This is a genomic window from Marinitenerispora sediminis (assembly GCF_003336425.1).
In the GTDB taxonomy this organism is placed as follows: domain Bacteria; phylum Actinomycetota; class Actinomycetes; order Streptosporangiales; family Streptosporangiaceae; genus Marinitenerispora; species Marinitenerispora sediminis.
The window spans coordinates 35628-45968 of sequence record NZ_QEIO01000032.1; the positions used below are offsets into that span (position 1 = coordinate 35628).

The window sequence follows — 10341 nt, forward strand, 5'->3', positions numbered from 1 at the left end:
CGGGGGAGTGGGGCACCGGGCGGCCGTCCGGCTCGGGGGTCGCGGGCCTGCCGCGAGGCGGCTACGGAGATTCCTTGCGAACGGGGGGAAATCACCCGGTGTCCCACTCAACCTAGAGCATGCGGATACCGAATCGTGACGTTTCGCTGGCGGGAGGCCGGGCGGTGCGCTCCGCCCCCAGCGTAGGCGGCCCCGCCCGGCGGCGCCCTCGGAACCGCGTCGAGGTGCGAGTTGTCGGTCACCGCGACCACAATGGACGTATGGCAGCCCAACCCCACCTGCGTCCCGAGCCCGGATCGATCCCCACCTCGCCCGGGGTGTACCGGTTCCGCGACGAGCACGGCCGGGTCATCTACGTGGGCAAGGCCAAGAACCTGCGGTCCCGGCTGTCGTCCTACTTCCAGGACTTCGCCGCCCTGCACCCGCGCACCCAGACCATGGTGGCCACGGCCGCCGACGTGGACTGGACGGTCGTGGGGACCGAGGTGGAGGCGCTGCAGCTGGAGTACTCCTGGATCAAGGAGTACGACCCGCGCTTCAACGTCCGCTACCGCGACGACAAGAGCTACCCCTACCTGGCGATCACCCTCAACGAGGAGTTCCCGCGGGTGCAGGTCATGCGGGGCGCCAAACGCCGCGGCGTGCGCTACTTCGGCCCCTACTCCCACGCGTGGGCCATCCGCGAGACCGTCGACCTGCTGCTGCGGGTGTTCCCGGTGCGCACCTGCTCGGCCGGGGTGTTCCGGCGCGCCCGCTCCAGCGGCCGGCCCTGCCTGCTCGGCTACATCGACAAGTGCTCGGCGCCCTGCGTGGGCCGGGTCGACCCCGACGAGCACCGCCGGCTGGCCGAGGAGTTCTGCGCGTTCATGGCGGGTGACACCGGCCGGTTCATCCGGCGCCTAGAGCAGCGGATGCGGGAGGCCGCCGCCGGGGAGGAGTACGAGCGCGCGGCCCGGCTCCGCGACGACGTCCAGGCGCTGCGCACCGCCCTGGAGAAGCAGGCCGTGGTGCTGGGCGAGGGCACCGACTGCGACGTCATCGCGTTCGCCGAGGACCCGCTGGAGGCCGCGGCGCAGGTGTTCTACGTGCGGGGCGGCCGTATCCGGGGCCAGCGCGGCTGGGTCGTGGACAAGGTCGAGGACGTCGACACCGCACAACTCGTCGCGCAGTTCCTCGCCCAGACCTACGGCGCGGCCGAGCCGGGGGACGACCGAGGGGCGGCGGCCGGGACCGCCGCCGCGATCCCGCGCGAGGTCCTGGTGTCGGCGGAGCCGGCCGACGCCGAGGCGGTCGCCGCCTGGCTCAGCGAGCACCGCGGCGGACGGGTGGACCTGCGGGTGCCCCAGCGCGGGGACAAACGCGCCCTGCTGGAGACGGTCGAGCAGAACGCCCGCCAGGCGCTGGCCCGCCACAAGACCCAGCGCGCCAGCGACCTCACCACCCGCAGCCGCGCGCTCGCCGACATCCAGGAGGCGCTCGACCTGGAGCAGGCGCCGCTGCGGATCGAGTGCTACGACGTCTCCAACCTGCAGGGCAGCCACGTGGTGGCCTCCATGGTGGTGTTCGAGGACGGCCTGGCGCGCAAGTCGGAGTACCGGCGTTTCAGCATCCGCGGCAGCGGGACCGGAGCGGCCGAGCAGAACGACGTCGCCGCCATGGCCGAGGTCATGACCCGGAGGTTCACCCGCTACCTGGAGGAGAGCCAGCGCTCCGGCGAGCTCGCGAACATGGCGGGCGCGGAGGAGGGGGACGGGGACGGCCGCGCCCCCGCCCCGCGCGCGGCCGAGGCCGGAGCCGAGGACGAAGCGGCCCACGTCACACCCCGCAAGTTCGCCTACCCGCCTAATCTGGTGGTCGTGGACGGCGGCCGCCCCCAGGTCCAGGCGGCCAGGCGGGCGCTCGACGAGCTCGGCATCGACGATGTCGCGGTGTGCGGTCTGGCCAAGCGGCTGGAGGAGGTCTGGCTGCCGGACGAGGAGGACCCGGTCATCCTGCCGCGCACCAGCGAGGGGCTGTACCTGCTCCAGCGGGTGCGGGACGAGGCGCACCGCTTCGCGATCACCTACCACCGGCAGCGGCGCGCGAAGGCGCTCACCTCCAGCGCCCTGGACGAGGTCCCGGGCCTGGGGCCGGCGCGCCGGACCGCGCTGCTGAAGCACTTCGGCTCGGTGCGGCGGCTGGCGGCGGCATCGGTGCAGGAGATCAGCGAAGTGCCCGGCATCGGCGCGCGGACCGCGGAGACGATCGCGGCGCGGCTGGCCGGCGGCCGCGATACTGGCGGCGCGGAGAACTCACCGGACGAGGGCGGACGAGGCAATGGGGGATGACCAGGTGGTGAGCAGTCTCGGCGGGGAGTTGCCGCCGGAGATCGTGATCGTCACGGGCATGTCGGGGGCCGGGCGCAGCACGGCGGCGCGGGCACTGGAGGATCTGGACTGGTTCGTCGTCGACAACCTGCCCCCCGGCCTGCTGCCCACGATGATCGACCTCGCCGGCCGCACGCAGGGGGCGGTCCCGCGGGTGGCGGCGGTGGTGGACGTGCGCAGCATGGCCTTCACCGAGGACCTGCTGTCCACGGTGGAGGAGCTGCGGCGGCGCGGCATCGCGGCGCGCGTGCTGTTCCTGGAGGCGGGCGACGAGACGCTGGTCCGCCGGTTCGAGGGCGTGCGGCGCCCGCACCCGCTGCAGGCGGACGGCCGGCTCACCGACGGCATCACGCGGGAGCGGGAGCTGCTGCGCGCCATACGGGGTGAGGCGGATCTCGTCATCGATACCTCGCAGCTCAACGTGCACCAGCTCAAGGCACGGGTGGTCGGCTTCTTCGGGGAGGCCGACGAGTCCCACCTGCGGGCGAACGTGGTCTCGTTCGGTTTCAAGCACGGCCTGCCGGTCGACGCCGACCTGGTGATCGACTGCCGGTTCCTGCCCAACCCGCACTGGGTGCCGGAGCTGCGCCCCATGAACGGCCGGGACGCGCCGGTGCGCGAGTACGTGCTGGCCCAGCGCGGGGCCAAGGAGCTGCTCGACTCCTACACCGAGGTGCTCCGGCTGCTGGTGGCCGGCTACCTGCGGGAGGGCAAGCACTACATGACGCTGGCCGTGGGCTGTACCGGCGGCAAGCACCGCAGCGTCGCCATGGCCGAGCAGTTCGGTGCCCGGCTGCGCGAGGAGGGGCTGGAGGTCAACGTGGTCCACCGCGACGTGGGCCGCGAGTAGCGTCCGCCGCACCGCCGCGGTCCCGCCCCGCCCGGCGCGGAGGCGGCCGACCGCACCCCCTCGGCACCCCCTAGCATGGCTTCATTTGCAAGCGGCCGGCGGGCCGCCGGCCGTCGGAACGGCGGCGTCGATGCGGTTCGCACACGGATCGGACAGGGGTACGCAGACTCAGATGTCGGGCTACGAGGACGCGGGCAACCCGGAGGCGGAGACCGCGGACGAGCCTCCTCCGCCGAGGGTGGTGGCACTGGGCGGCGGGCACGGCCTGCACGCCTCGCTGTCGGCGCTGCGCAGGGTGACCACCGACGTCACCGCCGTGGTGACCGTCGCCGACGACGGCGGCTCCAGCGGGCGGCTGCGCCGGGAACTGGGGGTGCTCCCGCCGGGCGACCTCCGCATGGCCCTGGCGGCGCTGTGCGGCGACGACGAGTGGGGCCACACCTGGAGCGAGGTCATCCAGCACCGGTTCCGGTCGGAGGGCGAGCTGCACGGGCACGCCGTCGGCAACCTGCTGATCGTGGCGCTGTGGGAGCTGCTGGGCGACTCCGTGGCCGGCCTGGACTGGGTCGGCCAGCTCCTGGGCGCACACGGCCGGGTGCTGCCGATGTCGTCGGTCCCGCTGGACATCGTCGCCGAGGTCGAGGGGGTCGACCCGGCGCGGCCGACCGAGGTCAGCACGGTACGCGGGCAGGTGGCGTGCGCGAGCACCCGCGGCCGGGTGCGCTCGATCACGCTCGTGCCCGAAGAGCCGCCGGCCTCACCGCAGGCGGTCAAGGCGGTGCTGGAGGCCGACTGGGTGGTGTTCGGCCCCGGTTCGTGGTTCACCAGCGTCCTTCCGCACCTGCTGGTGCCCGAGCTCGCGGACGCGCTGGTGCGGACGCCGGCGCGCCGGATGGTCGCGCTCAACCTGTCACCGCAGCGCGGTGAGACCGACGGCTTCGCGGCGCACACCTACCTGGAGGTGCTGGCCGCCCACGCCCCGCGCCTAGGGGTGGACGTGGTCCTGGCCGATCCCGGCGTGGTCGAGGACACCCGGCTGCTGCGCGCGGCGGCCGAAAGCCTGGGCGGGCGGCTGGTGCTCGCCGACGTCGCCGCCGCCGACGGGACGCCGCGTCACGATCCGGACCTGCTCGCCGCGGCGTTCGATGCCGTCTTCCGCGCTGGGGGCGGCTGACCGCCGCGTCCGACCGGACCCGGTCGGGCCGTCGCGGTCCGACCGGCGGGACAATCCGCACCAAGGCCCCGCAGAGCGGAGAACCCGCGGCTTCGCTTTGGCCAGGGGCCTTCGGACACGCGGTCAGGGGCGTGGCTCAGCCGCGCTCGGCCAGTAGTCTGCCACGAGGGGCAGTGTTCACCAAGGGCAGTGCTGTCGACGCTGCACCGCAGAGCGTTTCAGGGGAGGACCGCATCCATGGCCATGACCGGCGTGGTGAAGGACGAGTTGAGCCGGCTGACCGTTCTCAAGCCATGTTGCCGGAAAGCCGAGGTCTCCACGATCCTGCGGTTCACCGGAGGGCTGCACCTGGTCAGTGGGCGGATCGTGATCGAGGCGGAGCTCGACACCGGGGCCGCCGCGCGCCGGCTGCGCAAGGACGTCTCCGAGGTGTTCGGCCACGAGTCCGAGGTCGTCGTGCTGGCTCCGAGCGGGCTGCGCAAGGGGAACCGCTACGTGGTCCGGGTGATCAAGGACGGCGAGAGCCTGGCGCGCCAGACCGGTCTCATCGACAACAACGGCCGTCCCGTGCGCGGCCTGCCCCGCCATGTCGTGGCCGGCGGCGCCTGCGACTCGGAGTCGGCGTGGCGCGGGGCGTTCATCGCGCACGGCTCCCTCACCGAACCCGGCCGCTCCATGTCCCTGGAGGTCACCTGCCCCGGGCCCGAGGCGGCGCTGGCGCTCGTGGGGGCCGCCCGGCGGCTCAAGGTGCACGCCAAGGCGCGCGAGGTGCGCGGGGTGGACCGCGTCGTGGTGCGCGACGGCGACTCTATCGGGGCGCTGCTCACCCTGCTCGGCGCGCACCAGAGCGTGCTCGCCTGGGAGGAGCGCCGGATGCGCCGCGAGGTGCGGGCCACTGCCAACCGGCTGGCCAACTTCGACGACGCCAACCTGCGGCGCAGCGCGCGGGCGGCGGTGGCGGCGGGGGCGCGGGTGGAGCGCGCCCTGGAGATCCTGGGCGACGACGCGCCGGACCACCTGGTGGCGGCCGGCCGGCTGCGGCTGCTGCACAAGCAGGCGTCGCTGGAGGAACTGGGCCAGCTCTCCGACCCCCCGCTCACCAAGGACGCCATCGCCGGCCGGATCCGCCGGTTGCTCGCCATGGCCGACAAGCGGGCCGCCGACCTGGGCATTCCCGGCACCGAGGCCAACCTGACCGCCGACATGCTCGTCCCCTGACCCTGACCCTGCCCCGGCGCCTGGGGGTCCAGCCCGAGCGGCTGCGGAGCGGGAAGGCTGTCCGGGCGGCTGCGGAGCGGGAAGGCTGTCCGGGCGGCTGTGGAGTGGGAAGGCTGTCCGGGCGGCTGCGGAGCGGCCGACCAGTCCGCGCGGCCGCGGATCAGGTAACCCGCAGTAAATATCGCCGTAAAAATCGTTCGGGCCCAAAAACCCGACGTAATGGTCTAGACCTCTGAGGATGTTGCTGCCAGGATGGTCCCGGCGTTGCGGGGCTCCGTCGCCGTGGGCTCACCACGGATCCACCTCGGCCGCCCGCGACGGGTGGCGATAGGCTCGGAGACAACCCCGACCAACGCAGCTCTTCCGGGAATCGGCGCGGTTCGCGCCGGACCGCTCGCAGCGACATATCGAAACACGTGAGGAGACTGGTTCCGTGACCATCCGTGTAGGCGTGAACGGCTTCGGTCGGATCGGCCGTAACTTCTGGCGTGCGGTGCAGGCCGCCGGGGGCAACGACGTCGAGATCGTCGCGGTCAACGACCTCACCGACAACGCCACTCTCGCGCACCTGCTCAAGTACGACACCGTTCTCGGCACGCTCCAGGGCGACGTCGAGGTCGGCGAGGACACCATCAGCGTCGGCGGTAAGAGCATCCGCGCGCTGGAGGAGCGCGACCCGGCCGCGCTGCCCTGGGGCGACCTCGGCGTTGACGTGGTCATCGAGTCCACCGGCCGGTTCACCAAGGCCGAGGACGCCAGGAAGCACATCGAGGCCGGCGCCAAGAAGGTCATCATCTCGGCCCCCGCCAAGGGCGAGGACCTCACCGTCGTCATGGGCGTCAACGACGACAAGTACGACCCGGCGCAGCACCACATCCTGTCGAACGCCTCCTGCACCACCAACTGCGTGGCGCCGATGGCCAAGACGCTGCTCGACAACTTCGGCGTGGTCAAGGGCCTGATGACCACGGTGCACGCCTACACCAACGACCAGGTCATCCTGGACTTCCCGCACAAGGACCTGCGCCGGGCGCGCGCCGCCGCGCAGAACATCATCCCCACCACGACCGGTGCGGCCAAGGCGACCGCCCTCGTGCTGCCGGAGCTCCAGGGCAAGCTGGACGGCATGGCCATGCGGGTACCGGTGCCGGACGGCTCGGTGACCGACCTCGTGGTCGAGGTCGAGCGCGAGGTCACCAAGGACGAGGTGAACGCCGCGTTCAAGGCCGCCGCCGAGGGCCCGCTCAAGGGCTACCTGCACTACACGGAGGACCCGATCGTCTCCTCCGACATCGTCGGCACCTCGCCCTCGTGCACCTTCGACGCCAGCCTCACCATGACGTTCGGCTCGCAGGTCAAGGTCATCGGCTGGTACGACAACGAGTGGGGATACTCCAACCGGCTGGTCGACCTCGCCAAGCTGGTCGGCTCGCGCCTCTAGGCGCCTCCCGGCCCGCCGCCACGGCCGCACGTGACGCCCTCCTCCCGGGGGGCGTCACCTCCATGCCCGTCGCGGCGGTCCGCCGCCATGTCGCGGGTGGTGCGCGACCGCATCGACCCGCCGAACGGCGCGGCCTTGTGGCGGCCGGAGCGAGCGGGCCGCCGGTCCGGTGGCCGGCAGGGCGCCGCGTCCTGTGGACTCTTCGAACCCACTCTCCCTGGAGGGGAAACCCACATGCGGACGATCGACGACCTCGACGTCGCGGGCAAGCGCGTGTTCGTCCGGGCCGACCTGAACGTGCCGCTCGACGGTGACCGCATCACCGACGACGGCCGTATCCGGGCCAGCCTGCCCACCATCCGGAAACTACGGGAGCGCGGCGCCCGCGTCGTGGTCGGCGCGCACCTGGGCCGGCCCAAGGGCGAGGTGCGCCCCGAGTTCTCGCTGCGGCCGGTGGCCGCCCGGCTCGGCGAGCTGCTGGGCACCGAGGTGCGCTTCGCCGCCGACACCGCGGGCGAGTCGGCCCGCGAGGTGAGCGCGGCCCTCGCCGACGGCGAGGTGGCCGTCGTCGAGAACCTGCGCTTCGAGGCGGGCGAGACCAGCAAGGACGACGCCGAGCGCGGCGAGTTCGCCGACCGGCTGGCCCGGCTCGCCGACCTCTACGTCGGCGACGGTTTCGGCGCCGTGCACCGCAGGCACGCCAGCGTCTTCGACCTCCCGGCCCGGCTGCCGCACGCCGCCGGACAGCTCGTCTTCACCGAGGTCGCGGTGCTGCGCCGGCTCACCGAGTCGCCGGAGCGCCCCTACGCCGTGGTCCTCGGCGGGTCCAAGGTCTCCGACAAGCTCGGCGTGATCGACAACCTGCTCGGCACCGCCGACCGCATCCTCGTCGGCGGCGGCATGGTGTTCACCTTCCTGGCGGCCCAGGGGCACGAGGTGGGCGCCAGCCTGCTGGAGCGCGACCAGATCGGGACCGTCCAGGAGTACCTGCGGCGCGCGGCGGAGCGCGGCGTGGAGTTCGTACTCCCGGTCGACATCGTGGCCGCCGAGAAGTTCGCCGCCGACGCCGCGCACGACGTCGTCGCGGCCGACGCCATCCCCGCCGACCGGATGGGCCTGGACATCGGGCCCCGATCGGCCGAGCTGTTCGCGGAGAAGCTCGCCGACGCCAAGACGGTCTTCTGGAACGGGCCCATGGGCGTGTTCGAGCTGGCGCCCTTCGCCGGCGGCACCCGGGCCGTCGCCCAGGGCCTCATCGACTCCGGCGCGTTCACCGTGGTCGGCGGCGGCGACTCCGCCGCGGCGGTGCGCGCGCTCGGCTTCGAGGAGTCCGCGTTCGGCCACATCTCCACCGGCGGTGGCGCGAGCCTGGAGTACCTCGAAGGCAAGACCCTGCCCGGCATCGCCGCACTGGAAGAGTAGGAAAGACTCCCCGATGGCTAACCCCGCAACCGCGAAGACCGCGCGCAAGCCGCTGATCGCGGGCAACTGGAAGCTGCACAACAACCACTTCGAGGCCATCGCGCTGGTCCAGAAGCTGGCGTTCGCGCTCAACGACGGCGACTTCGACGCGGTCGAGGTCGTCGTGCTGCCGCCGTTCACCAGCCTGCGCAGCGTGCAGACCCTGGTCGACGGCGACAAGCTCAAGATCGGCTACGGCGCGCAGGACGTCTCCCAGCACGAGAAGGGCGCCTACACCGGCGAGATCTCCGGTGCCATGCTCGCCAAGCTCGGCTGCTCCTACGTGCTCGCCGGCCACTCCGAGCGCCGGCAGTACCACAACGAGGACGACGCGGTCGTCAACGCCAAGGTCCGGGCGGCCTTCGCCCGCGACATCACCCCGATCCTCTGCCTGGGCGAGGGACTGGAGGTGCGCAAGGCCGGCGAGCAGGTCGCGCACACGCTGGCCCAGCTCGACGGGGCGCTCAAGGACGTGACCGAGGAGCAGGCGCGCCGGCTGGTCGTCGCCTACGAGCCGGTCTGGGCGATCGGCACCGGCGAGGTCGCCACGCCGGCCGACGCGCAGGAGGTCTGCGCCGCGCTGCGCGCGCGGCTCGGCGAGCTGTACTCGCCCGAGACGGCCCAGGAGACGCGCATCCTGTACGGCGGCTCGGTGAAGAGCGACAACATCGCCGGCATCATGGCGCAGGGCGACGTCGACGGCGCGCTCGTCGGCGGAGCGAGCCTGAAGGCGGAGGAGTTCGTCAAGCTGGTCCGGTTCGGCGAGCAGGCGTAGCCGCTGCTCCGCAGGGGGCCGGCCTGGCGGCCGCCCCCGGCGGAGCGCCGGTCCGCAGCGGGTCGGCGGCCGGAGTGGTCCGGGGCGCGCGCTACACTGCGCGGGTGGTTCCGGCGTGCACCGGCTCCGTGACGAGAAACGGGCGACTCCGTCCCGCGCGCTCCGGTAGAAGGTAACATCGGAATCTGTTCCCGGTCCCTGGCTCGCCGACCGTCGGTACCACCGGACGGTCGTGTCGCGGTCCTGGGGCCCCAGGTCGTCAATTCCCCCTCGCAGGGGTCGAGTTACGGGTGAGCACGTGGTCCTCGGTCTGTCCATCGTTCTGATGATCTGCAGCGTGCTGCTGGTCCTGCTGGTCCTGCTCCACAAGGGCAAGGGCGGCGGCCTCTCCGACCTGTTCGGTGGTGGCGTCACGTCCTCCCTGGGCGGCTCCTCCGTCGTGGAGCGCAACCTCGACCGGCTGACGATCATCACGGGCCTCATCTGGGTCGTGTGCGCGGTCGTGCTGGGGCTGCTCATCAACCGGGGCGCCTAGACCCCTCCAGTCTCTCGTGCCCGCGCGGCCCGGGCACCTCGCGCCCGGCACCCTGCCGCCGTGCCGCCGACTGGCGCATCAGCCGTCCCCTCAGCGGGGTATGTCGCCGAAGGAGTTCTTTCGTGGGTAGTGGCAGTGCCATCCGGGGCAGCCGTGTCGGTGCCGGCCCGATGGGCGAGGCCGAGCGCGGCGAGTCCGCGCCGCGGATCCGTATCCCGTTCTACTGCGCCAACAAGCATGAGGTCGTGCCGAGTTTCTCGCACGAGGCCCAGGTGCCCGAGGAGTGGGACTGCCCGCGCTGCGGATTCCCCGCGGGCAAGGACCCGAACAACCCGCCCGCCCCGCCGCGGACCGAGCCGTACAAGACGCACCTGGCCTACGTGAAGGAGCGGCGGAGCGACGCCGACGGCCAGGCGATCCTGGAGGAGGCCCTCGCCAAGCTGCGCGCCGACCGCGCGGCGGTCGCGGCGGCCATGCGCGGCTGACCCCCTCCCCCTCCTGTTCTTCCAGCGCCCACCGGC

The 10341-nt window shown here is 72.7% G+C and carries 9 protein-coding genes; all 9 read left to right on the top strand.

The genetic code is table 11. The features are described 5' to 3' along the window. The first annotated feature begins 260 nt into the window (after positions 1–260). The 9 genes from uvrC to DEF28_RS08845 all read left to right on the top strand — a co-directional run bounded on the left by uvrC (position 261) and on the right by DEF28_RS08845 (position 10305). On the top strand, positions 261–2327 hold the full coding sequence (uvrC, locus tag DEF28_RS08805) for an excinuclease ABC subunit UvrC (protein WP_114400124.1): 2067 nt from the start codon (positions 261–263) through the stop codon (positions 2325–2327). A 4-nt stretch (positions 2328–2331) separates the two neighbouring features. Then, positions 2332–3216, top strand: a complete 885-nt coding sequence (rapZ, locus tag DEF28_RS08810) for an RNase adapter RapZ (RefSeq protein WP_114400131.1) — start codon at positions 2332–2334, stop codon at positions 3214–3216. 172 nt (positions 3217–3388) lie between these two features. Continuing rightward, a complete protein-coding gene (locus DEF28_RS08815) occupies positions 3389–4390 on the top strand; it encodes a gluconeogenesis factor YvcK family protein (RefSeq protein ID WP_181874423.1) in 1002 nt (333 codons plus the stop codon). 237 nt (positions 4391–4627) lie between these two features. Then, positions 4628–5608, top strand: a complete 981-nt coding sequence (gene whiA, locus DEF28_RS08820) for a DNA-binding protein WhiA (protein ID WP_114400125.1) — start codon at positions 4628–4630, stop codon at positions 5606–5608. Between the two features lie 433 nt (positions 5609–6041). Beyond that, positions 6042–7049, top strand: a complete 1008-nt coding sequence (gap, locus tag DEF28_RS08825; RefSeq protein WP_114400126.1) for a type I glyceraldehyde-3-phosphate dehydrogenase — start codon at positions 6042–6044, stop codon at positions 7047–7049. 234 nt (positions 7050–7283) lie between these two features. After that, the gene (locus DEF28_RS08830; protein WP_114400127.1) at positions 7284–8471 is read left to right on the top strand and encodes a phosphoglycerate kinase; all 1188 of its coding nucleotides are present in this window, start codon (positions 7284–7286) and stop codon (positions 8469–8471) included. Between the two features lie 13 nt (positions 8472–8484). Beyond that, positions 8485–9285, top strand: a complete 801-nt coding sequence (tpiA, locus tag DEF28_RS08835) for a triose-phosphate isomerase (RefSeq protein WP_114400128.1) — start codon at positions 8485–8487, stop codon at positions 9283–9285. Between the two features lie 298 nt (positions 9286–9583). Next, positions 9584–9820: a preprotein translocase subunit SecG gene (gene secG / locus DEF28_RS08840; protein ID WP_114400129.1), complete on the top strand. Its 237-nt coding sequence runs from the start codon at positions 9584–9586 to the stop codon at positions 9818–9820. Positions 9821–9942: 122 nt separating this feature from the next. Then, positions 9943–10305, top strand: a complete 363-nt coding sequence (locus DEF28_RS08845; RefSeq protein ID WP_114400130.1) for an RNA polymerase-binding protein RbpA — start codon at positions 9943–9945, stop codon at positions 10303–10305. Positions 10306–10341 lie beyond the last annotated feature (36 nt).

Bases quoted from the DNA above. Each gene is read 5' to 3' on its own strand.
- uvrC (WP_114400124.1), top strand. From the start codon at position 261: ATGGCAGCCCAACCCCACCTGCGTCCCGAGCCCGGATCGATCCCCACC.
- DEF28_RS08815 (WP_181874423.1), top strand. From the start codon at position 3,389: ATGTCGGGCTACGAGGACGCGGGCAACCCGGAGGCGGAGACCGCGGAC.
- whiA (WP_114400125.1), top strand. From the start codon at position 4,628: ATGGCCATGACCGGCGTGGTGAAGGACGAGTTGAGCCGGCTGACCGTT.
- DEF28_RS08830 (WP_114400127.1), top strand. From the start codon at position 7,284: ATGCGGACGATCGACGACCTCGACGTCGCGGGCAAGCGCGTGTTCGTC.
- tpiA (WP_114400128.1), top strand. From the start codon at position 8,485: ATGGCTAACCCCGCAACCGCGAAGACCGCGCGCAAGCCGCTGATCGCG.